The organism is Spongiactinospora sp. TRM90649 (genome assembly GCF_029382225.1).
Taxonomy (GTDB): domain Bacteria; phylum Actinomycetota; class Actinomycetes; order Streptosporangiales; family Streptosporangiaceae; genus Spongiactinospora.
The window spans coordinates 56,671-79,537 of sequence record NZ_JARLTC010000009.1; the positions used below are offsets into that span (position 1 = coordinate 56,671).

20 protein-coding genes are annotated in these 22,867 nt (G+C 68.6%); 8 read left to right on the forward strand and 12 right to left on the reverse strand.

Annotated elements, in window-relative coordinates:
- Positions 1-115 precede the first annotated feature (115 nt).
- The 8 genes from P3X83_RS12795 to P3X83_RS12830 form a co-directional block, all read right to left on the reverse strand.
- The gene (locus tag P3X83_RS12795) at positions 116-826 is read right to left on the reverse strand and encodes a class I SAM-dependent methyltransferase (protein WP_277305224.1); all 711 of its coding nucleotides are present in this window, start codon (positions 824-826) and stop codon (positions 116-118) included.
- Between the two features lie 8 nt (positions 827-834).
- A complete protein-coding gene (locus P3X83_RS12800; protein ID WP_277305225.1) occupies positions 835-1,881 on the reverse strand; it encodes an NAD-dependent epimerase/dehydratase family protein in 1,047 nt (348 codons plus the stop codon).
- Positions 1,826-2,305: a GDP-mannose 4,6-dehydratase gene (locus tag P3X83_RS12805; protein ID WP_346742706.1), complete on the reverse strand. Its 480-nt coding sequence runs from the start codon at positions 2,303-2,305 to the stop codon at positions 1,826-1,828. The genes P3X83_RS12800 and P3X83_RS12805 overlap by 56 nt, the downstream gene beginning before the upstream one ends.
- Entirely contained in the window at positions 2,305-3,375 is a 1,071-nt protein-coding gene (locus P3X83_RS12810) for a glucose-1-phosphate thymidylyltransferase (protein ID WP_277305226.1), read from the reverse strand. The genes P3X83_RS12805 and P3X83_RS12810 overlap by 1 nt, the downstream gene beginning before the upstream one ends.
- A 215-nt stretch (positions 3,376-3,590) precedes the next feature.
- Complete coding sequence (locus tag P3X83_RS12815) at positions 3,591-7,370, reverse strand: acyltransferase domain-containing protein (RefSeq protein WP_277305227.1); 3,780 nt, start codon at positions 7,368-7,370, stop codon at positions 3,591-3,593.
- A gap of 27 nt (positions 7,371-7,397) precedes the next feature.
- Positions 7,398-8,429, reverse strand: coding sequence for a ketoacyl-ACP synthase III family protein (locus tag P3X83_RS12820; protein WP_277305228.1), 1,032 nt, complete (start codon positions 8,427-8,429; stop codon positions 7,398-7,400).
- Positions 8,430-8,441: 12 nt separating this feature from the next.
- A complete protein-coding gene (locus tag P3X83_RS12825) occupies positions 8,442-9,911 on the reverse strand; it encodes a multicopper oxidase family protein (RefSeq protein WP_277305229.1) in 1,470 nt (489 codons plus the stop codon).
- A gap of 13 nt (positions 9,912-9,924) precedes the next feature.
- Positions 9,925-10,056 (reverse strand): hypothetical protein, encoded by a 132-nt coding sequence (locus P3X83_RS12830; RefSeq protein WP_277305230.1) that lies wholly within the window; start codon positions 10,054-10,056, stop codon positions 9,925-9,927.
- A gap of 182 nt (positions 10,057-10,238) precedes the next feature.
- Between P3X83_RS12830 and P3X83_RS12835 the strand changes: the two genes are divergently transcribed.
- Both P3X83_RS12835 and P3X83_RS12840 read left to right on the forward strand, forming a co-directional pair.
- On the forward strand, positions 10,239-11,144 hold the full coding sequence (locus P3X83_RS12835; protein ID WP_277305231.1) for a putative sugar O-methyltransferase: 906 nt from the start codon (positions 10,239-10,241) through the stop codon (positions 11,142-11,144).
- Positions 11,141-12,103: an NAD-dependent epimerase/dehydratase gene (locus P3X83_RS12840; protein ID WP_277305232.1), complete on the forward strand. Its 963-nt coding sequence runs from the start codon at positions 11,141-11,143 to the stop codon at positions 12,101-12,103. Before P3X83_RS12835 ends, P3X83_RS12840 begins: the two co-directional genes overlap by 4 nt.
- Here the strand turns inward: P3X83_RS12840 and P3X83_RS12845 are convergent.
- Positions 12,063-12,701 carry a dTDP-4-dehydrorhamnose 3,5-epimerase family protein gene (locus P3X83_RS12845; protein ID WP_277305233.1) on the reverse strand — a complete coding sequence of 213 codons (639 nt, stop codon included), beginning with the start codon at positions 12,699-12,701 and terminating at the stop codon, positions 12,063-12,065. The two genes, P3X83_RS12840 and P3X83_RS12845, sit on opposite strands and share 41 nt — an antisense overlap.
- Positions 12,670-13,893, reverse strand: a complete 1,224-nt coding sequence (locus P3X83_RS12850; RefSeq protein WP_277305234.1) for a class I SAM-dependent methyltransferase — start codon at positions 13,891-13,893, stop codon at positions 12,670-12,672. The genes P3X83_RS12845 and P3X83_RS12850 overlap by 32 nt, the downstream gene beginning before the upstream one ends.
- Before the next feature lie 532 nt (positions 13,894-14,425).
- On the opposite strand from P3X83_RS12850, the gene P3X83_RS12855 reads away from it, so the two are divergent.
- The 6 genes from P3X83_RS12855 to P3X83_RS12880 all read left to right on the forward strand — a co-directional run bounded on the left by P3X83_RS12855 (position 14,426) and on the right by P3X83_RS12880 (position 20,492).
- A complete protein-coding gene (locus tag P3X83_RS12855) occupies positions 14,426-15,565 on the forward strand; it encodes a glycosyltransferase (RefSeq protein WP_277305235.1) in 1,140 nt (379 codons plus the stop codon).
- A 7-nt stretch (positions 15,566-15,572) separates the two neighbouring features.
- Positions 15,573-16,511 carry an NAD-dependent epimerase/dehydratase family protein gene (locus P3X83_RS12860; protein ID WP_277305236.1) on the forward strand — a complete coding sequence of 313 codons (939 nt, stop codon included), beginning with the start codon at positions 15,573-15,575 and terminating at the stop codon, positions 16,509-16,511.
- Positions 16,512-16,633: 122 nt separating this feature from the next.
- A complete protein-coding gene (locus tag P3X83_RS12865) occupies positions 16,634-17,572 on the forward strand; it encodes a thiamine pyrophosphate-dependent dehydrogenase E1 component subunit alpha (protein WP_277305237.1) in 939 nt (312 codons plus the stop codon).
- Complete coding sequence (locus P3X83_RS12870; protein ID WP_277305238.1) at positions 17,572-18,534, forward strand: transketolase C-terminal domain-containing protein; 963 nt, start codon at positions 17,572-17,574, stop codon at positions 18,532-18,534. The genes P3X83_RS12865 and P3X83_RS12870 overlap by 1 nt, the downstream gene beginning before the upstream one ends.
- Before the next feature lie 327 nt (positions 18,535-18,861).
- A complete protein-coding gene (locus P3X83_RS12875) occupies positions 18,862-19,548 on the forward strand; it encodes an HAD family hydrolase (protein WP_277305239.1) in 687 nt (228 codons plus the stop codon).
- Between the two features lie 23 nt (positions 19,549-19,571).
- The gene (locus tag P3X83_RS12880; RefSeq protein WP_277305240.1) at positions 19,572-20,492 is read left to right on the forward strand and encodes an NAD-dependent epimerase/dehydratase family protein; all 921 of its coding nucleotides are present in this window, start codon (positions 19,572-19,574) and stop codon (positions 20,490-20,492) included.
- Here P3X83_RS12880 and P3X83_RS12885 read toward each other — a convergent pair whose 3' ends face one another.
- On the reverse strand, positions 20,493-21,377 hold the full coding sequence (locus tag P3X83_RS12885; protein WP_277305241.1) for a hypothetical protein: 885 nt from the start codon (positions 21,375-21,377) through the stop codon (positions 20,493-20,495). It abuts the gene before it with no gap.
- Positions 21,378-22,138: 761 nt separating this feature from the next.
- Positions 22,139-22,429, reverse strand: coding sequence for a LuxR C-terminal-related transcriptional regulator (locus P3X83_RS12890; protein ID WP_277305242.1), 291 nt, complete (start codon positions 22,427-22,429; stop codon positions 22,139-22,141).
- Between the last annotated feature and the right edge of the window lie 438 nt (positions 22,430-22,867).

A 22,867-nucleotide genomic window follows, 5' to 3' on the forward strand; every position in this document is an offset into this window, starting at 1 on the left:
CGCGAAGACCGTGGGCGCAGCGGGGTCACGTCGTCCTCGAAGGCGGGCCCGACGCGGACGAAGCCGTCCTCGCGAAACCGCGTGACCTTCTCGCGGAAGTCCCGCGTTACCCGGCTCACCGGACCGCTTGCTTCCTGCACGCGGCGACGATGTCGCATACCTCCGCCGACACCCGCTCGTGCAGGACCTCGACCTCGGTGAAGCCCGCGTTCTTCAACGCCGCGAAGAGCGACGGGCGATCCAGCCATCGCACGTCCACGCTGAGCCCGCGGGCCTGGGGTTCGGGATGTCCCTCACGGACGTTCTTGACCGCGTACCCGCCCAGCGCGTCCAGCCCTTCGGAGGTGCCCCAATAGTGGGTCGAGAGGTACAGGCCGCCGGCGACGCTCGCGATGTTCTCCAGCAGAGTCCACGGTTCCCGGACGTGGTACATCAGCCCCGCGCACAGCACCACGTCGAACGCGCCGAGCTCGGCGAAGTCGAGGCGTTCGACGTCGGCGAGCCGGAGCTCCACGTTGGTCAGCCCGAAGACCTCCACCACGAGCTCGGCGCGGCTCAGGTTCTCCTGGCGCCCCTCCATCGCCAGGACGGAGGTGCCCGGGCGCCGTGCCAGCGCGACGGTGTCGGCCCCTTCCAGCGCGCCGAGCTCGAGAATTCTGCCGGCCTCGGGAAAAGCGGCGAAGAAGGCCTCGGCCCGCCGCTCCGGGTCCTGGCTCAGCAGATAGTCGTGGGAAGATCCTTCGGCATAACGCACCCCGCCGTATTCAAACCCATTGACCCATGGCTCCAGCTCGCGCACACGGCGCTGAATTTCCTCGGCGTCCATCACAATCCTTATCGGTTCGCCCGGTGCAGAGTGCCGGCGTCTTCCAGTCTTTTCTCTACCAGCCGCGCCCATTCCGGAACCTGGTCGCCGTCGATTTCCAGGGCGAACGACGACCGCAGTTCCGCCGGGCCGACGGATGCCGCCCACTTCGCGGTCCGCGCCAGCCCTTCGGCCAAAGGCGTGTCCGCCCAGTCTCCGAAGATGGAGCGCGCCTCTTCCGTGGCGGTGTAGGCCACCGTCACCTCGTCCCTGGACGGCAGGTGGGTGATGGGATGCTCGGGCACCCCGGCGGCCGACCGCACGGCCAGCGCCAGCTCCAGCACGGTGTTCGTGCTCGCCGATCCCACGTTGAGCGCCCGTCCCCAGGCGCCCTCGGTCTCGGGGACCCGGCTCACCACGTCCACCACGTCCCCGATGTAGGTGAAGGCCCGTACCTGGCCGCCGTCGCCGTACACCGTGATCGGCTCGCCGCGCATGATCTGGTTGAAGAAGATGGCGACCGCGTTGCGGTAGGGGTCGCGCATGTTCTGCCACTCGCCGTACACGTTGTGCATGCGGAAGGCGGTGAACGGCAGCCCCTGCATCCGCATCGTGACCTCGAGCTCGCGCTCGATGACGTGCTTGGCGATGCCGTAGCTGTCCACCGGGACCGGGAACGAGGACTCCCGCATGGGGGTCTGGCCATGGCCGTACACCGCCACCGACGAAGCGAAGCAGAAGAACGACACCCCCGTCTGCAGCGCGGCGTTGATCAGGGTGATGCTGCCCATCACGTTCGTTCCGTAGTTGAGGCTCTTCACCGAGTGGCTGATCGCCTCGGCGGCGAACGCGGCGAAGTGAAACACCCGGTCGAAGCGGCGCTCGTGGAACAGGGCGTCTACCAGGGCGGTGTCGGTCACGGAACCCACGACCAGCTCCGCCCCCGCGGGGACGCGGCTCTCGCTGCCCCCGCTGAGATCGTCGAGAACGGTGACCGCGTGCCCATTCGCGAGCAGGCGCTCAGCCAGGTGGGAGCCGATGAAACCGGCTCCACCGGTCACCAGACAGTTGGTCATCCAGTCTCCTCGGGTTACGCGACGGCGCGCGGTCGCTTGAGCGGTTCCCACGAGTCGCGGTTGGCTTCGTACCAGCGGACGGTCTCGCGCAGGCCGTGGTGATGCTGACCGGCAGCACGTTGGTGCGCACGAACGCGGAGGAGTCGGCGATCGACCTGTCGACGTGCGATTCGGCGGCGAAGTTGATCACCACGTCGTGGCCGGGCACGAGATCGGCGAGCAGGTCCTCATCGCAGATGTCGCCCTGCACGAAGACCAGCCGCTCCTTGACCGGTTCCAGGTTGGCCCGGTCGCCGGCGTAGGTCAGCCGGTCGAGGACCGTCACGTCGGCCTCGCGCCAGGCCGGGTAGGCACCGGACAACAGCGCGCGGACGTAGTTCGAGCCCACGAAACCGGCACCGCCGGTGACGAGAACACGGGGCATCAGCGGCCTACCTGCACGTTGTTGTGGTCGCCCAAGATGAACCTGTGGGTCTTGGAGACGTCCTGGGTGGCGACCACCCGCGTTTTCCTGCCGATAAGCGACTGCTCCAGGCGGGCGACGCTCTCGATGTGGGCGCCGCGCAGCACGATCGAGTGCTCGATCTCGCTGTCGATCACCACGCAGTCTCGGTCGATGGAGGTGAACGGCCCCACGAAGGAGCCGCGGACCACCGATCCGGCGCCGAGGACGACCGGACCGACGATCTTGGAGTCGGCGACGACGGCGCCCTCTTCCACCACGACATGGCCGATCAGCTCGCTGACCGCGTCCACCTCACCCGCCACCGCGGGCTCGATGCCCTCCAGGACGAACCTGTTCACCGCGAGGATGTCGTGGACGCTGCCGGCATCGCGCCAGTAACCCGAGGTCACCATGGGATCGACCCGGTGGCCGTGATCGATCAGCCATTGGATCGCGTCGGTGATCTCCAGCTCGTTCCGCCGGGACGGCTCGATGTCCAGGACCGCCTGGTGCACGGTCGAGTCGAAGGCGTAGACGCCGATGAGGACCAGGTCGCCCTTGGGATGCTGAGGCTTCTCCTCGACGCCGACGATGGCGCCGTCCTCCCCCAGCTCCGCCACCCCGAACGCCTGCGGGTCGGTCACCTTCGTCAGCATGACCTGCGCCTGCGGGCCCTCGCGGCGGAAGCGGTCCACGAAATCGCTGATGCCGCCGACGACGAAGTTGTCGCCCAGGTACATGACGAAGTCGTCATCCCCCAGGTAGTCGCGTGAGATGATCACGGCGTGCGCCAGCCCGCGCGGCTCCTGCTGGAAGATGTAGGTCACCTCCAGCCCGAACTCCGAGCCGTCGCCGACCGCCGCCTCGATCTCCTTCGCGGTGGTGTCGCCGACGACGATTCCCACCTCGCGGATGCCCGCATCGCGGATCGATTCGAGACCGTAAAACAGCACGGGCTTGTTGGCGATGGGAAGAAGTTGCTTGGCGAATGTGTGCGTGATCGGACGTAAGCGTGAGCCGATTCCGCCCGCCAGTACAAGCGCCTTCACGAGTCGGCTCTCGCGGACAGGCCGACGGGGGCAGGCTGTTTCACGGAGACTCCAGTGGTGTCGGCGATCCGGATTCTTCGCAAAGCTACCAAAGTCAGATTCATAATTTCCCTAATATTATCTCCGGTCCGACAGGAAGATCTGGACGTCGCCGGTTTCACCGCCTTCCGAATAACCAAAAGAGCTTATCTTTGGGAAAGAACCTTCTGCTGCCGTCAGACCTCGGTCAGCAGTCCGGTCAGATAGTCGGCGATGCCCTGGACAGTGGGCCGCTGCCAGAACAGGGTGGCCGGCAGGCTCTGTCCCAGGCGCTTCTCCAGCCTCCGGCGGATCACCACCGTCATGACCGAGTCGAGTCCCTGCTCGGCGAGCGGGCGCCGGAGATGCAAGTCCGCGGCGGACAGCCGCATCTCCGTCGCGATCTGGCCGCGCACCTCGTCCAGCACGTGCTCGCGCAGCCGTTCGGGCGGCAGGTCGGCGAACGGCACGGCCTCCTCGGCCGCCCCTGGCCCGTCCTCGGCCGGCGGAGGCGCGTCGATCACCTGGTAGCGCAGACCGGCCACGCTCGCGAGCACGTGCCCCGCCTCGTCGGCGACCACGGCGTCGACCACGTCGGGCCGGTCCTGATCGAGCACCACCTCGACGGTCGCGGCCCGCGGCGGCGCGCCTGCCATGACCATCTCCTCGATGTGGACCGCCATGCGCAGCAGCCGGACGCCCGGGAAGGCCACCGGGGCCATGGACATCACCGCGTCCAGCGCCGGCGCCCAGGTGCTCGCGTCGGCGAAGGAAACGCGCGCCCGCAGGACGCCGTTGCCCGACAGCAGATCCTCGATGGTCCACTCGAACCCGGTCGACGGCACGCCGACCTCGGTCAACGCCCGGCGCACCAAGCCGGGGTCGGCCGGTTCCAGGCGATACTCCGCGGAGTCCACCAGCGAACCGGGCGCGCGCGAGGGTTGCTCGCCGACTCTGGCGTCGGCGTGGACGAGCCAGGCGGGATCCTCCCCGTCGTCGCCGGCCATGCGTGACGCCAGCCGTACGGCATGGCCGTCGCGGACGACCTGGACCTCCCTGAGGTCAGCCGTCATCAGCGGGTGGCGCATCGCGAGCTCGGCCAGCACCGGCGATCGGCCGTCGCGCGCGGCCGCGTCGAGGAAGGTGACGGCGAACACGGCGGCGGGAACGATCTCCACGCCGTTCAGCGCGTGGCTGCCCGGATACGGGCGGCTCGCGTCGTCGAGCGCGGTCTGCCACACCAGCAGCGGGCTCCCGGCGATGCTGGTCCGGGTGCCCAGCAGGCCGGCCGAGGCCACGCTGTGGCCGCGTCCCTTCACCCGCGTCCGCGGACCCGGCCGGTGCCAGTGCGTGCGGTGCCGCCACGGGTGGACCGGCAGCGTGGCCAGCTCGCCCTTCGGGTGCAGCGCCCGCCAGTCGACGGCGATCCCGTTGCAGTGGGCCTTGGCCACGGCGCTGAGGAAGGCACGCGCCTGCGGGTTGTTCCGGCGCAGAGTCGAGCCGGCGAAGCCGTCCTCCACGCCGAGCTCGGCCAGCGTCTCGTGGATGGAGTGCGTCACCACCGGATGCGGGGAGATCTCCAGAAAGGCGTGGTGGCCGTCGGCGACGGCCTCGCTGACGGCGTCGGCCAGGCGCACCGGGTTGCGAAGGTTCGCCGCCCAGTAGGCGCTGTCGGCCGTCATCGCCGCGCGCGGGTCCTCCAGAGCGGTGGTGTAGATCGGAATGCGGGCCTGCTTCGGCGTGAGGTCAGCCGCGGCGGCCATCAGGTCGGGAAGCAACGGGTCCATGTGAGGGCTGTGGAAGGCCACGTCGGCGGGGACGCGGCGGACCCCGACGCCCTCTTCCGCCCACTGCTCGATCAGCGCCTCGATCGCGTCCCGGTCGCCGGACACCACCGTGGAGTGCGGCGAGGAGGCGATTCCCGCCACCACGTCCGTCCGGTCGCCGAGCCGCGCGGCGGCCTCCGCGAACGGCAGCGTGACCATCGCCATCGCCCCCTTGCCGGAGACCCGGCGCAGGAGCGCCGAACGCCGGCAGATCAGCCGGGCCCCTTCCTCCACCGTCAGGACCTCCGCGACGACGGCCGCGGCGATCTCGCCGACGGAGTGCCCGATGACGGCGTCCGGGCTCACCCCATGAGACCGCCAGAGCGCGGCGAGCCCGAGCTGCATCGCGAAAATCATGGTCTGGATGCGGTCGACGTCGCCTAACGCGTCCTCCAGCAGCACCTGCCTCGGGGAGAACCCGATCTCCGTGCGGTAGATGGGCTCCAGGGTCTCGATCACCTGCGCGAACACCGGCTCGGCCAGTAGCTCGCGGCCCATGCCCGGCCACTGGGAGCCGTGCCCCGAGAAGACCCAGACCAGACTGGCGTCCTCGCCGGCGGGCGAACCCGCGACGACGCCGTCCGTGGGCTCCCCTGCGGCCAGCGCCCGCAGCTCCCTGACGAGCTCGTCGCGGCCGGCGGCCACCGCCACCGCCCGCTCGGCCAGGTGCGAGCGGCGCAGGGCCAGCGTGTGCCCGATGGAGGCCAGGTCCCCACCCTGCTCGATCTGGTCGGCCAGGGCCTCGGCCATGGGCCGGAGCGCGGACGGCGACGCGGCCGAGAGGGGGAAGAGCATCTCGGTTTCGGGGGTGGCTTCCCGCTGTGTCGCCGCCCGGGGTGGGGCCTGCTCCAGCAGCACGTGCGCGACGGTCCCGCCGTACCCGAAGCCGGACACGCCCGCGCGACGCGGATGGCCGCGCTCGGGCCACGGGGTCTGGCCGGTCACCAGCTTCAGTCCCAGCCGGTCCCACTCGATCGCCGGGTTGATCTCGGTGGCCAGCACGGTGGACGGGATCTCGGCGCGGTCCAGCGCCAGGACCGCCTTGATGACACCGGCGACGCCGGCCGCGCCCTCCAGGTGGCCGATGTTCGACTTCACCGAGCCGACCAGGCAGGGACCCGTCCGGCCGGTGCCGTAGATGGCGCCGATCGCCGCCGCTTCCATCGGGTCGCCGAGCGGGGTCCCCGTCCCGTGGGCCTCGATGTAGTCCACCGTGCCCGGCTCGATCCCGGCAGCCCGCAGCGCGCCTGTCATGACGTGCTCCTGCGCCTGGCCGCACGGCGCCATGATCCCGTTGGTCCTGCCGTCCTGGTTGACCGCGCTGCCGCGCAGTACCGCCAGCACCCGGTCGCCGTCCCGCTCCGCGTCGGCCAGGAGCTTCAGCACCACGACGCCGCAGCCCTCACCGCGGCCGTAGCCGTCGGCGGAGGCGTCGAACGACTTGCTGCGCCCGTCGGGGGCCAGCGCTCCCGCGGCGTCGAGCGTGAGCGACTGTCCAGGTGAGACGAGCAGGTTGACGCCACCGGCGAGCGCCACGGCGCTCTCCCCCAGGCGCAGGCTCTGCGCCGCCAGGTGCAGGCTCACCAGCGAGGCGGAGCAGGCCGTGTCCACCGTCATGCTCGGCCCGCGCAGGTCCAGGGCGTGCGAAACGCGGTTGGAGACCGCGCAGTTCGCGGAGCCGATGCCGGTCCAGGCGTCGAGGCTCGGCAGGTCCTCCAGTTGCCGGCCGCCGTAGTCGTAGGTGCAGATGCCGGCGAAGACGCCCGTGTCGGTTCCGGCCAGTGCGCGGGGCGGGATGCCCGCGTGCTCCAGAGCCTGCCAGGCCACCTCAAGAAAGATCCGCTGCTGCGGGTCCATCAGCTCGGCCTCGCGCGGGGAGATACCGAAGAACTCCGCGTCGAAGCCATCGATCTCGCTCAGGAAGTTGCCGACCCTGATGACCCGCCGCAGCGTGGTCGCGAACTCGGGCCCGAGGTCCCCGTAGCCGTCCCAGCGGCCTTCCGGCACCTCTCCCGTGGTGGTCTCGCCACGGGTCATCAGGTCCCAGAACGCGTCGGGCGAGTTGACGCCTCCCGGGAAACGGCAGCCGATGCCGATCACGGCGAGCGGTTGGTGAGCCGCCGGAAGCGGCTTGAGCGCAGTGGGCTCCACGGACGTCCTCCCTCTGCTGTCGGTTTTCTAGGCCCACGCGGTCCGCTCCAGGACCTGGACGATCGCGCAGGAAAGGACGAGGCCGGGCGCGGTTCCGAGCATCAGCATGTGCTCTCCCGGCTTCAGCTCGCCGGTGCGGACCAGGTGCTCGAACGAGAGAATGTGGTCGCTCGCGCCGCAGTGCCCGATGGTGCGGCCGAATTCCCAGGTCGAACGCTCCATCGGCAGGTCCCACGCGGCCATCACACGCTGCTCGACGACCTCCCTGGAATAGTTCATGAAAGCCACCCGGGCGATGTCGCCCATCTGGATTCCCGACTCCTCCAGCGCCTGGCCGACCAGGGCCGTCAGCTGTTCGGGCATCGTGGCCATGGCCGCCGCCGCCGGGCTCTGAGTGGCGAACTGCTGGCCGATCCTGGCGCTGAAGTCCGTGGGCCGCCCGCGGGTGATGCTCGGCGGGAACAACGGCTCGTCACCGCGGTGCAGCGCCTCGGCCTCGGGGATCGTCTTGGAGCACACCGAGCGGAGCCGCGCGAACCCGGGCTCTTTGGTCAGCACGACGGCCGACGCGGCGTCACCGCCGATGAACCCGGGCCCCATCCGCCAGCGGTTGATCAGCGGCGTGCCGTAGTTGTCCGCGGCGACGAGCAGCGCACTGCTGCGCTCCGGTACGGCCAGCAGACAGCCCGCCGCCAACTCCATCGCGGCCATCATGCCGTTGCAGCCCTGCCGTATCTCCAGCGCGAGCAGGTCGCCGCCCACCAGGTGCCGCTGGAGGTAGGAGTGCGGCGGCCAGCCGTCCGGCCCCTGGTGCCAGGTGCTGGCGTACAGGAGGAGGTCGAACCCGGGAGGCGAACCGCCCCATCGCTTGACCGCCTGCTGCGCGGCGCGCAGGGCCATCTCCGGGGGCGGGATCTCGCCGGCGATCGCGGTCCCGCCGAGTTCGTGCATCTCGACGTCCTCGGAGGGATAGTGGCCGTTCGCGACGGCCCACTCCACGCTCACGGTCGGGGGCGTGAAGGTCCCAAGCGCGCCGACGAAGATACCTGGTGTGCGCACGAGCCCGTCTCCTCAGGGGATGATCTCCATCTGGGCCATCATTCCGAGCGCGGAATGCTCGGGGAAATGGCAGTGGTACATGTAACGGCCCAGGTAAGGGGTGTCGAAGGTCATCTGTATGCGTACCGACCCCAGCGGTGGCACGTAGACGGTGTCTTTGAGACCCGCGTCCTCGGGCAGCGACGGGCCGGTGTCCCTGCCGAGCACCTGGAACTGCAGCAGGTGAGTATGGAAGGGGTGATCGAAGGGAAACGGGGACACGTCGGCGTTGACGATGTTCCAGATCTCCGTGGCGCCCTGCTTGACCTGAATGTCCACCCGGTTGGGGTCGAACGGCCTTCCGTTGATCAGGCCGATGGGGGGCCTGAGCGACATGTCCATGCTCATGATCACCGTGCGTTCGACGGTGGCGGCGGCGAGCGCCGGCAGCGGGACCAGGACGTCGGGCACGCAGCTGCGATCGCGGCCGTCGGTCGGCGACACGTCGAAGCGCAGGATCGGGTTCTCCCCGTCGTACAGATACAACGGGCCGTGCCCCACGTGCGGGGCGAAGTCCACGACGATCTCCACGCGCTCGCCCGAGGAGACCACCACCTCCGTCTGCTCCACCGGCGCGGGCAGGAGTCCGCCGTCCGATGCGATCTTCGTCAACGGCACGCCGCCGATGTTCAGCTGGTAGACGTGCTTGAGGGCGGAGTTGAGCAGCCGGAACCGGTACCTGCGCGCGGCGACCGGCAGGTACGGCTGCGCCTTGCCGTTCACCAGGGTGGTGGTCCGGTTGTCGGGGTGGCCGAAGACCAGGGCGCCGTTCTCGTCGAACTGCGCGTTGCGCAGCATGATGGGCACGTCGTACGCGCCCTTGGGCAGGTTGAACCGCCGTTCGGCCTTGTCCTCGATCAGGTAGAAGCCGTGCAGGCCGCGGTAGATATGGTCGGCTTCCAGGCCATGCGTGTGGTCGTGATACCACAGCGTCGAGGCACGCTGCGCGTTCGGATATGCGTAGGCCCTCGTCTGCCCTGGAGCGATGAGGTCCATGGGGTGGCCGTCGTTCTCCGGCGAGACGTGGCCGCCGTGCAGGTGCACGTTGGTCGGCCGGTCCAGCTCGTTCGTGAAGGTCACCTGAGTCCGGCGGCCCTTCTCGGCCCGGATGGTGGGGCCGACGAACTGGCCGCCGTAGGTGAGCACGGGGGTGCGCAGGCCCGGGATCAGCTCCGTCTCGGCGGTCCTGATGGGCAGCGTGTAGATGTCGGTGTCCGCGGTCGTCTGCGACGGTGTGAGCGTCGCGGGCACGGGCATCCGCTGGGTGAACGGGGCGAACGTCACAGTGGTGGCGTCCGCCAGGGCGGCGCTCCCCATGTGGCCGGCGTGATGCCCGTTCGCGGGGGGCGTCAGCGGGGGCAGCAAGTCTCCGGTGAACGGCAGGACCGCGGCACCGCCCAGCACGGTGGCGCCGAGGGTGACGAAACGCCGTCGATTCAGCATACGGATTCCTCGTTCAACGGGTCCGACCGATGCCCAGGGTGGGAACGGTTCTCAGGTACGAGCCGGTGACGGAGTCGAACAGGTCGTGGGCCGCCGCCGTGGAGCCGGCCGGACCGCCGCCGATGACCAAGACCGTGCTTGGCATTGACCTCCAATCATAAAGCTGAAATAGTGCCAGCCGACCCAATGACTACTCACTCTACGGTCGGCGAAAATCCAGATCAATGGCGCCGGTAATATCTAGTAGAACATCTAGTGTGCACCCTGTCCCCCGGCCCGGACGGCATCCTTTGCTATCGTTTTCTTACGACCCCTGCGAGGATGGCCATGGACAACATGTATGACCGGAGCCCGCTTTGGGATCGGTACGGCAGAACCCAGGTGACAAAAGGAGCCGTAGCGGATCTCGCCAACTTCAAGTCGAACGAGGTGAACTTCAAACTCGCGCTTTGGGATCCGCGAGTCAATGGCGTGCGATATCTGAAGACTTTGATTCACGCCCTGAGCTCCGGGCTGAGCGCGGCCAATTGGACGAGGCTCCGCAACATCCGCGAGCGGACCCTGGGAAACCCCATCGCCATCAGGTACGACGGCGAGACTGTCTGCCTGGACTACCTGCAGGCCGTGTTCGAGGTGGAGTTCATGTCGGCCGGCGTCGAACTGGACGGCGCGGCGGTCGTGGAAATCGGCGCGGGTTACGGCCGGACCTGCCACGCGATGCTGTCCAATCACGATGTCGCCGATTACCACATCATCGACCTGGAGAATTTGCTGACGTTGTCCAGCGGCTACCTGCGCGCCGTTCTGGACGACGAGCAGTTCGCCAAGGTCCGTTTCCATCCCGTGGCCGACGTGGCCGCCCTCTTTCGCGACCACCGCTTCGAGCTGTGCGTCAACATCGACTCATTCGCGGAGATGAACGCGGAGACGGTGCACGCCTATCTCGCCCGCATCGCGGAAAGCTGCCGCCACCTCTACGTGAACAATCCGGTCGGGAAGTACATGGACAAGAGCCTGGACGGCCACTCCCAAGGGAACGAGGTGGTCGCCCTGGCGCTGCGGACAGGACTTCTGCGCGACATCATCGATATCCACGACAACCGGGCGGTCGAGGCCCAGTCGCGTAAGTTCGTCACCGCTTATCTGCCCGGCGACGACTGGCGCTGCGTCGCCGAGAGCCGAACCATAGCGTGGCCGTACTACTGGCAGGCGCTCTACCGGAACGACAGATGACCCGGCCACTGATCACGGTGCTCGGCGCGTCCGGGTTCGTGGGTTCCGCAGTGCTGGCGGCGCTCGCCGAACGTCCCGTCACCGTGCGGGCCGTCGCGCGCAGGCCCGCGACGGTGTCGCGGACGGGCCGGGCCGACTTCGAGACGCGCTCGGCCGACCTGACCGTCGCCGGCAACCTCTCGGCCGCGGTGGCGGGCGCGGACGCGGTGGTCCATCTCGTGCTCGACACCGTGGGCTGGCGTGACGCCGACCCCCTCGCGAGCGCCCGGGTCAACGTGGGCGTGATGCGCGATCTCCTCGACTGTCTCCGGTCGTCGCCCCGGCGGGGGCGACCCCCCGTGGTCGCCTTCGCCGGTTCCGTCTCCCAGGTGGGCCCGGTGTTGAAGATGCCCATCGACGGCACCGAGCCCGATCGTCCCCAGACCGTTTACGACCGCCAGAAACAGTCGGCGGAGAATCTGCTCAAGCAGGCCACGGGCGCGGGCGTCGTCCGGGGTCTCTCCCTGCGGCTGCCCACGGTGTTCGGCGGCGGTGGCGGCGACCGGGGGGTCCTGGCGGCGATGGCGCGGCGGGCCCTGGCCGGCGAACCGATCAGCATGTGGCACGACGGGACGGTGGAAAGGGACCTGCTCCACGTCCGCGACGTGGCCGACGCCTTCGTCGCGGCACTCGATCACGGCGACGCCCTGACCGGCCGGCACTGGCTGCTCGGGCGCGGCCATAGCAAGCCGATCGGCGAGGTCTTCAGGATGATCGCCGAACTGGCGTCCGCGCACACCGGGCGGCCGCCCGTCCCGGTGGTCTCCGTCCCGCCGCCGGCCGACGCGCCGGGGACCGACTTCGCCGGCATGTCGGTGGACGCCTCGGCCTTCCGCTCGGTCACGGGATGGCGCCCCAGGCTGCCTCTGGACGAGGCGCTCATGATGATGACGCGGGCTCTTGCCGAAAGTGCGCGGTAAGTTCGCGGCAGCGCCGGTAGTCGGGCAGCATGCCCGCGCTCCGGGCCTGTTCGAGGCTCGGTGCCGCCCGGTCGCGGTCGGACAGGATGACCCCGGCGCCGTCGGGCAGGGGAAGCCGCAGTGCGGGGTCGAAGGGCGACAGCGCCAGCTCGTTCTCCGGCACGTACTCCTGGGACAGGGTGTAGGACATCATGCTGTCGTCCTCCAGCGCGACGAACAGGTGGCCGACGCCCACGGGAAGGTAGAGGGAGGCACGGTTGGCGGCGTCGAGGGTGACGCTGTCCCACCGCCCGAACGTGGGAGAACCGACCCGCACGTCCACGACCAAGTCCAGCACCCGCCCCCGTGGACAGCAGACGAGCTTGGCCGTGCCCGGCGGGGTGGCCGTGAAGTGCACACCCCGCACGACGCCCCTGCGGGAGACGCTGTAGCTGATCTGGCCCACCGGGAACAACGGATGCCCGACCGTCTCGGTGAAGACCGACTTCAGGAACGGTGAGAGGAAGAAGCCCCGCTCATCCGGGTAGACGGCCGACGCGAAGACGAAGGCGCCCTCGACCGCCAGCTCACGCGCCTGCAACGTGGACCTCGGGAACATAGAGGATCCACTGGCCGCCCGCTCTGCGGAACTCCTGCTCCTTGGCCATGATCTCCTCGGCGTGGTTCCAGGCGAACAGCAGCGCGTAGTCGGCGGGTTCGGCGGCGAAGGCGTCCGGCGGCCGGATGGGGATGTGCATCCCCGGCGTCAGCCGTCCCTGCTTGGCCGGCGTCGTGTCGCACACCCACGCCACCAGTTCGGGGCCGATGCCGCAGAAGTTGGTCACGGTGGCGCTCTTGGCCGTCGCGCCGTAGGCGACGACTGTCTTCCCCTCGTCCTTCAGCCGGCGCAGCAGGCCGACCAGATTGTCGCGGATGTCGTTGATTTCAGCGACGAAGCGGCGCAGCCGGTGCAGGTCCGACAGGCCGCGCGCATCCTCCTCGGCGATCAGCCGCGCAAGAGCCTCCGAGGGGCGGCGCGCGCCCTCGCGGGCGATCGTGTAGCGCACCTCGCCGCCGTGCACCGGCAGCCGCTCGACGTCGATCAACTCGAACCCGAAGCGCGCCGCCGCCGCCTGCACCGATCGCGCGGTGAAAAAGAAGAAGTGCTCGTCGTAGATCTGGTCGAAGGACCTCTTCTCCAGAATGTCGCCCAGGTAGGGGTCTTCGAAGACGAAGACGCCGTCGGAGGCGAGCAGCGCGTCGACGCCGCGGAAGACCGACTTCAGGTAGGGGATGTGGCAGATCGTGTTGGCTCCGTAGATGACGTCGGCGAAGCCCTCGCTCCGGTGGACCTCGATCGCGTTCGCCTCTTCGAAGAAGTCACCGCGCACCCGCAGGCCGCTTGCCCGCGCCACGTCGGCCACCTTGCCCGACGGCTCGAATCCCAGGTGCCGGACGCCCGCCTCGTGGATGGTGCGCAGCAGCACCCCGTCGTTGGAGCCGATCTCGACGATGAAGGGGTCTTGTCCGGTCAGCTCGGTTTGCAGAAAGCGGCGCGCGGTGACCTCGAAGTGCTTCTGCATCACCGACGAGCCGGAGGAGTAGTACGGGTAGTCCTCGTGGAACATCTTCTCCCGCGGCACCTCTTCCATGAGCTGCACCATCGTGCAGGCCTCGCACACGCCGACGGCGAGGCGATACAAGAACTCGCCGGGCAGGCCGGGCTCGCTCTGGAAGTGGTCGGAAAGCGGCTGGCGGCCGAGGTCGAGGAACTCCACGACGTCGCCGTCGCACACCCGGCACGTGCTCATCACGATCTCCTTCGGTTCACAGTGTCGGCGGCACCTCACGCAGAGCGTCGGTGGACATCGACGGATACATGGGAAGGGAGAAGACGTCTTTCGCCAGTCGCTCAGTGACCCATCCCGGCATCCGGGACGCGCGAACCCGACACCGTAGGGACTGGCCGTGGACGGCTGATATTCAGCGTCACTCAGTTCTCGGCATACTGTGCGGCACCCGGCGGCGGCCCTCGATGTATCGGCCGATGAGTTTCCGCCGCAGCATTTCCGCCCGTGGCTCATCCAAGCGACTGTTGTGGCCGGGTGCCTGGCCACATAATAACCTCCATCCATCCCGCAAAAGCCAGACGAGCCCTTCCTGCCGCGCGGACCGCCCCGCGAAGCCCCGGCACAGAGCACCATAAAATATGCCTGCGGGCCGATTTGAAAGCATCCAATTGGAGATGATCGAGAAGTCTAGGAAAAACACTTGACCTTACCGAGGCGTTGCGCGACGACGGTCGGTTGAATATACATTTAGCCGACGCGGATCGGAGGACCTGTGAAGATACTGTTTATCGCCGGACCGACGAAGTCGAGCGTATTCGGCCTCGCTCCCCTCGCGACCGCCGCCAAGGCGCGCGGCCATCGCATCATCCTCGCCTCCTCGCTGGAGGGCGTCTCCGCGGCCGTGGGCATCGGCGTGCCGGCGTACTCGATGACTTCGCTGACCCTGACGGAACTGATGACGCTGGATCGCGCGGGCAATGACCTGCGCATCCCGCAGAACGAGGCGGAGCTGCCGCTCTTCCTCGGCGGCATGTTCGGGCGGATGGCCGCCGCCGGCTTCGACCGCCTGCACGACCTGGTGACCGACTGGCGGCCCGACCTCATCGTCGGCGGCCCGCATTCCTACGTCGCGCCCATGCTCGCCGGCCCGCTCGGCGTGCCGTGCGTACGGCACTTGCTGACCGGGAACACGGTCGACAGGGAAGGCGTCCACCCCGGCGTGGAGGAGGAGCTCCGCCCCGAGCTGGACAAACTGAAACTCGATCACGTCCCCGCCTTCGACCTGGCCGTCGACATCTTCCCGGCGAGCCTGCTGCCCGAGGGCGCCGGCTCTGTGCAGCCATTGCGGTGGACCCCGATGAACGAGCAGCGTCCGCTCGAACCGTGGATGTTCAGCCAGGGAGAACGCCGCAGGGTGGTGGTGACCGCAGGCAGCCTCGCGACCACCGACCACAACTTCGGCTTCCTCCTCGGCCTCGTCGACGCCTTCTCGGCCCTGGACGTGGAGGTGGTGGTCGCGGCGCCGGACGAGGTGGCCGAAGAGTTGCGCGACGAGCGCGGCGTCGCCCACGCCGGCTGGTTCCCGCTGGATGTGGTGCTGCACACCTGCGATCTGATCGTCCACCACTCCGGCACCATGACCGCGCTGGCCGCGCTGCACGCCGGGGTGCCGCAGCTGATCATCCCGCAGGAGAGCAGGTTCATCGAGTGGGCGCAGATGCTGGCCGCCACGCACGCCGCGATCACGCTGCCGCCCGGAGAGGACACCCCTGACGTCCTGGCCGCCGCCGGCCGGGAACTGCTGAGCGACCCCCGATACGTCCGGGGAGCGGGCGAGATCGCCAGGGAGATCGCCGAGATGCCCGCGCCCACCGACGTCGTCGGCGTCCTGGAAGAGCTCGTGAAAGCCTAGGAGTGGCATGCGTGTGCTCGTGACCGGCGGATGCGGGTTCATAGGTTCACACCTGACGGACGCGTTGTTCGAGCGGGGAGACGCCGTAACCGTTCTCGACGACCTGTCCACCGGCCTGGCCGGACGGGTGAACCCGCAGGTCACCGTCTACCGACAGTCGATCGCGGACGCCGCGGCGCTCACCGGCGTGGTCCAGCGGCTCCGCCCGGCCGTGATCTGCCATCTGGCGGCCCAGCCCGACGTGCGGGTCTCGGTCGCCGCGCCCGCGGCGGACGCGGGGATCAACGTGGTCGGCACCGTCAACGTGCTGGAGGCCGCGCGCGCGGTCGGCGCCAGGGTCGTCTTCGCCTCCACCGGCGGCGCCCTGTACGGCACCACCACCGTGAGCCCTTCCCCCGAAGAGCTCACGCCGAGGCCCGAGTCCCCCTACGGCACCGCCAAATACTGCGCCGAGCAGTACATCGGCCTCTACAACAGGTTGTACGGCACCGGCCACGCCGTGCTCCGGCTCGGCAACGTCTACGGCCCGCGCCAGGACCCGTCGGGAGAGGCCGGCGTCGTGGCGATCTTCTGCGGCCAGATCCTGCGCGAGCAACGGCCGACCGTGTACGGCGACGGCAGGCAGACCCGCGACTACGTCTACGTCGGCGACATCGTCGAGGCGTTCCTCGCCGCGATCGAGCATGGGGGTCCCGGGGTGTGGAACATCGGCACCGGGACCCCGGCCACCGTCTTGGACGTGCTGGAGGTCATCGGGCGAATCGCCGGCCGTACCCCGGAGCCGTTGTTCGCCCGCCCCCGCGCCGGTGAACTGCTGCACTCCGCGCTGGAGGTGAGCAGGGCGACCGCCGAGCTGAAATGGCGCACCCGCACCTCCCTCGATGAAGGGATCGCCCAGGTTTACGCATGGGCGGCGGCCGACAGCCCCGTGCGCGCCCAGCGCTAATATTTTGGGGTTTTCCTCAGTTTCCCGGAGATTTCCTCCGCGTACAGTGATGCCATGTCTTCATCGGGAAAGGTAGTTCTTTGACGAGCGCGCCGGAACGATCCCGTCACCTTTATCGAGAGATGCGCCTGATCCGCGAATTCGAAGAACGCTGCCTTGAAATGGCCCTTTCCGGGGAACTCGTGGGTGGAATTCATCCGTACATCGGCCAGGAAGCGATAGCGGTGGGCGTGTGCTCCCGCCTGGCCGTGAACGACGTCATCACCAGCACCCACCGGGGACACGGGCACGTGCTGGCCAAAGGGGCCGATCCGAAGCGGATGCTGGCCGAGCTGTGCGGCAGCATCGAGGGCCTCAACCACGGCCGCGGCGGCTCGATGCACGCGGCCGACGTCAGCTTGGGGATCTTCGGCGCGAACGGGATCGTGGGAGCGGGCGCTCCCATCGCGGTCGGCGCGGCGTGGGCGGCCAGACGGGCCGGCCGCGATCAGGTGGCGGTGAGCTTCTTCGGAGACGGGGCGCTGAGCCAGGGGGTCGTGCTGGAGGCGTTCAACCTGGCCGCGCTCTGGTCGCTGCCGGTCGTGTTCGTCTGCGAGAACAACGGGTACGCGACCAGCCTGCCGGTGGCCGCGGGACTGGCGGGCGATCCGGTGCGGCGGGCCGCCGGCTTCGGCGTCACAGCGCGCGCGGTCGACGGCATGGACGTCGAGGCGGTGGCCGAGGCGGCGGACGAGGCGGTCGACGGCTGCCGGCGCGGCGCCGGCCCCTACTTCCTGGAGTGCCGGACCTACCGCTTCAATGGTCACCACTCCTACGAGCACCAGGTGGGACTCAACTACCGCGACGACGACGAGGTCGCCCGCTGGCGGGATCGCGATCCGCTGACGCTGCAGGCCGGCCGCCTCCCGGCAGATGTCGTCGAGGCCGCGGACGAGGAGATCGCCGCACTCCTCGCCGACGCCGTGGCGTTCGCCCGATCGAGCCCGGCGCCGGATCCGGGAGACGCGCTGCGCTACCTCTACGCCAATCCGATGGGAACGCGGACCGGGGCGGTGCTCTGATGACGCATCTGACATACATCGGCGCGCTGCACCAGGCGCTGCACGACGAGATGAGCCGCGACGAGCGGGTGTGCGTCTTCGGGGAGGACGTACGGCTCGGCCTGACCGGCATCACGTCGGGGCTGGCCGCCGCACACGGCGAGGACCGCGTGGTCGACATGCCGCTGTCAGAGCAGGGCTTCACCAGTCTCGCGACCGGTGCGGCGATGGCGGGCCAGCGCCCGGTCGTGGACTACCAGATCCCGTCCCTGCTGTACCTGGTGTTCGAGCAGATCGCCAACCAGGCGCACAAGTTCTCCCTGATGACCGGCGGCCAGGTGAGCGTTCCCGTCACCTACCTGGTGCCCGGCTCGGGCTCGCGCTCCGGCATGGCCGGGCAGCACTCCGACCATCCCTACAGTCTCTTCGCGCACGTGGGGATCAAGACCGTCGTGCCGGCGACGCCGTCGGACGCCTATGGCCTGATGCTGTCGGCGATCCGCGACCCCGACCCCGTCGCCGTGTTCGTCCCCACGTTCCTGATGGGGGCGGCCGAGGAGATCACCGGAGAGCTGGGACCGGTTCCGCTCGGCAGCGCCAGGGTCCACCGCGAGGGCACCGACGTCACCGTGGTCGCCGTCGGTCACCTGGTGCAGACCGCCCTGCAGGTCGCGGCCGAGCTGGCCGACGAGGCCTCGATCGAGGTCGTCGACCCCAGGACCGTCTACCCGATCGACTGGGCGACGCTGGGCACGTCCGTCGCGAAGACCGGGCGGTTGGTGGTGGTGGACGACTCCAACCGCGCGTGCGGCCTGGGCGGCGAGATCGTGGCCACGGCGGCTGAGGAGTTCGCGCTGGTCACCGCGCCGAAGCGGGTGTCGCGGCCGGACGGGGCGGTCATCCCGTACGCGCTCGCACTGGATCACGCGCTGCTGCCCAGCGCGCAACAGCTCATCGGAGCCCTTCGCGCCGTACTGAAGTGACAGCCGGCGTCATGGAGGACTGACCGTCACGCCGGTTCCGTACCGGCCGCCGGTCGTGGATCCCGCGTGGCCATGCGAGCTCATCGCCGTCGGCAAGCCGCGGACAATGGTGAAAGCGCTGCGCTGGAATTCCGCCCGGGAAGCTCACCCGCGCTACTCCCGCACGCAAAAGGCTCCGGCCGCAGCCGATACACGGGGCCAGGATATCGGTCGCGATTTTGCGCCGGAGAATAGGGAATCAACTAGTGATTCCCGGCTACGGTCGATTATTCAATAATCGCGTGCAAGACTCGCCACGATGCCCTGACGATGCTGGAGCGAGTTGCCGTGACTGGATACAGCGCCACCGCGTTGGACGTCGGCGGAGTCATTTACTATGACGAACCTTTCGAGCTGGCCTGGCTCCAGGGCACGTTCGAACGGCTGTGCGCCACCGACCCGGGAATGACTCTCGGGACTTTCACCGAACAGGTCGATCGGCACTACTCGGGTGATGAGATCCTCGTCCGTTCCGAGGAGGCGGCGGAGAGCTGGATGCGCGTCCGCGGCGCCTGGAGCGAACTGGCCCAGGAGATTCCCGGGGCGGTGCGGGCCATCGACGAGCTGTCCCGGGAGACGCGCACGGTCATCGTGGCCAACCAGCCGCCGGAGTGCGCCGGCGTCCTTTCGGTCTGGGGGGTCGGCGCCGCCTGCGAGGCGGTGTTCCTCGACTCGCTCGTGGGAGTGGCCAAGCCTGACCCGGCGCTGCTCGGGATGGCTCTGGACCACCTCGGCCTGCCTCCGGCCGACCTGCTGGTGGTGGGCAACCGGGTCGACCACGACGTCCTGCCCGCACTGGGCCTGGGGTGTGCCGTGGCCTTCGTCATGGAGGACGCGGGTTACCGCCGCCCATCTGGGGTGCACCCGGATCTGGACAGGGCGTATCGCGCGATCCGCTCGTCCAGGCCCGTTCCCACCGAGGGAGAGCGGGTCACGATCATCCCCTCCCTGGCCGAGCTGAGTACACGGGTCTGACTGACCGAGAGGAAGGAGCGCACGTGCGAAAGCGCCCGCCGGCAGTGATCGGGGCCACCGGATTCATCGGATCCCGGCTCGTGTCCGGGCTGCGCCGGGCCGGGCATGAGCCGGCCTCGTTCAACCGCACCCGCCCACCCGTGACCGACGGCCGTCCCGCGCCGGGGTTGCGCGAAGCCGAGATCGCCTTCTTCCTCGCGACGCGGACGACCCCGGCGCTCGCGGAGTACCGGCCCGGGGAGATCGCGGCGGAGCGGGCGCTGCTCATCAGCGTGCTGGAGGAAGTGGCGAAATCGGGCCATCGGCCGGTGTTCGTACTCGCCAGTTCGGGAGGCACGGTCTACGCCCCGCACGCCTGGCCGCCGCACGCGGAGTCCGCGCCCACGGGACCCACCTCCGCGTACGGCCGGGCGAAGCTACAGTTGGAGCGCGATCTGCTGCACTACGCGGACCGGGTGCAGCCGGTGGTGCTGCGGCTGGGCAACGTCTACGGGCCGGGCCAGCGGCCCACGCAGGGCTTCGGCGTGCTCGCCAACTGGCTGGCGGCCGCGGCCCGCGACGAGCCGGTCCGCCTCATCGGCGATCCCCAGGTGGTCAGGGACTACGTGCACGTGGACGACGTCACCGGGCTCCTGGCGACGCTCCACCGGTACGTCAGGGAGGACAAGGCCGACCGGGTGCCCGCCATCCTGAACGTCGGCTCCGGCGTGCCCACCTCCCTGGCCGAGCTGCTGGACATCGTCTCGGCCTCGGTCGGGCGCGAGCTCACCGTGATCCGGGAGCGCGGCCGGCACTTCGACCAGCGCAGCACCTGGCTGGACTCCTCCTTGGCCGCCGCCTCGCTGGGGTGGCGGGCGACGACCGGTCTCGATGAGGGCGTGCGCCAGTACTGGAAGCAGGTGACGGAGGCCCAGTCGAGCGTGGACGTGATCGGCAGCCTGTGATCACATCTGGTCGGGCCGGTGCTGGGAGGAGATCGGCGTGCGGGACCGGCGCAGCCGCAGCAGAAGCCCGTGGACGGCGCCGGCGGCGGTGGCGGCGCCGTACAGGCAGGCCAGCGGCCAGCCCGCGGTGCGGTGCCTGTTCCACTCTTTGCGCAGTCCCGGGACCGTCTCGTTCCTGCCGGCCTCCGTCCTCCCCTGCCAGTAGGCCCGCCGCAGGAGATAGCGCAGCCGCAGCCTGCCGCGGTCCACGTCGTGCACGACGGAGTGCTCCGGCAGCAGCGCCTCCCGCCCGCCCGCCTGTCTCATCAGCTTGATGAAGGTGGTGTCCTCGCCGGACTGGAGGCTCTTTCCGGTACGGCTGAGCTTCAGGTCGAAGCGGAGGCCGTGGGCATGGGCGAAGGCGGTGTCCACCGCCATGCAGGCCCCCCAGATCTTGATCTCGCCTTCGTCGCGGTGCCAGCCGACGAGGTGGAACTGGCCCGGGGTGAAGTACCACGGCAGGCGGCACGGCGGCCGGCGCAGCCGGACGCCGGCCATGTGAGCGCCAGCGCGCAGGGACTCGCGGACGGCGGTGACGGCCGCCTTGTCGAGCCGGACGTCGTCGTCGGCGAACATCACATGATGCTCCGGCCATTCCGCGAGCACTTCGTTGCGGGAGGCCGACAGCCCCCGGGTGGCGCCGATGATGCGCATGGTTCCGCCCATCGCGCGCACTTCGGCGGCCACCTTCTCCGCCTCCGGGCTGGCAGGCCGGTCGAGGAGCACGAAATACTGGTCTCCGGACAACTGGGCCAGGTTATGACTCACATGCTTGAGCACGTTCTCGCAGCGGAAAGCGCAAATCGCCACCACCATCGGCCGGTCCCGCGGGTCGTCGTCTCGCATCGTTCAGTCTCCACCGGTAGGCATTGAAAGTTCGATGCCAGTCTTGCCGTAGTTTTATAGGGAAATTCCTAGCCTATTATCAAGCATATTATGCGCATGTCTGAGAATATGAACGTAAGCTCTCCGATGGAGGTCGGGCATGTTTCCATGGGCGCACCGAGTGGCCGCGGGAGATCCGCCGCTCACCTCTCGCACGCAGTGTCGCCGCAGGAAACCGAGAACGGCGTCGCGCCATGGTGGATGCCTTTCGCCGACCTCCTCCTCTTCTTTCCGAAGGCGGCGGGGGCCGGGCGGCGACGCCCTCGGCGGTGCGGGTGACGCTCGCGACCGACGCGAGATGGCGGCACCGCCGTCATACGGCCAAGCCGGCGCCGAGGCGGAGCAGCCGCCCATTATCGGGCGGGTGGACGTCGTGGTGGACCAAGACCTCGTGGCGGGCGTTCCGATCGAGGCAGGGAGGCGGTCCACGACTTCCCGGTGGACACGCTGCCCGCCTCATCGGCTCCCCGGTGGGTGCACTGCGGTTCTGCTGAGTCTCAGGGGCGGGGAACCCTCTCACCCAGTCGCACCTGGCCCGCCGCGGTCGCCCGGTCTCTGAAACCGGATCCGACCTCGCCGGCCATGGGAGCGGGCTGCCAGATACGGCCGTTCCGCAGTCCGCTGATGCGAGACCTGCCAGTGGATCTCATTTCCTGCTGCCCGGTCATCGACTTCTGCGACAGACGCCTTCCCGCGCAGCCTGATCGACTTCGTTCCAACTCTCAAGGAACGGGAAAGCGTTCCATGCGGGGCGGCGGGATACGGCTGTCGTGCCGAGGCGATTCCGGCGGCCACGTGCCGGGGAGGAGAATTCCCATCGAATACGCCTTGGCGACGAGCGCCGGACGGTTCGGCACTCGAAGCTGCTGCAAGAGCTTGCTGACGTGGTATTCGACCCCTTGGCGACTAAGATACAGCTTGCCGGCGATCTTAAGGGTTCGTTCTCCTGCGGCGATGCTTTCGATGATTTTGACGTGCAATTCCGATAAGGGGGTAGCAGAGTTGGAGTGCATAGTCCTCTTATCTATCGACCTTATCCGTCCCTGTTGAATTCGATCAATGCGATCGACGTCCTCGTCCTCTAATTGGTTTTCACATGGCATCCCCCTCTCGTCGGACCGAGGGACCGGTCATGCCACATTACACAGTGATGTCATGTCGCTGCACAAGAGAGCGCCGACCCACGCCAAAGACACGATTTGGCGGCCCACACCCTATTGGGAACATAGTTGTCAAGCACTTACTAAGTACGCCAAACTCAACCAGTTCGGAACACATAGCAATCATAGCACGCAAAACCGACCAATGATGATCTTGAAATCGCTCTAGTGGATCTACTAAACATCGCCGAGTCAATCTTGAAAATGTGTAAGTGTTCAGCTCCTTCTTGATCACCCGGTGGCGTGGGTCAGGGCCATCCGAAGATCGCGGGAGTGGTCACGAGGATGGCA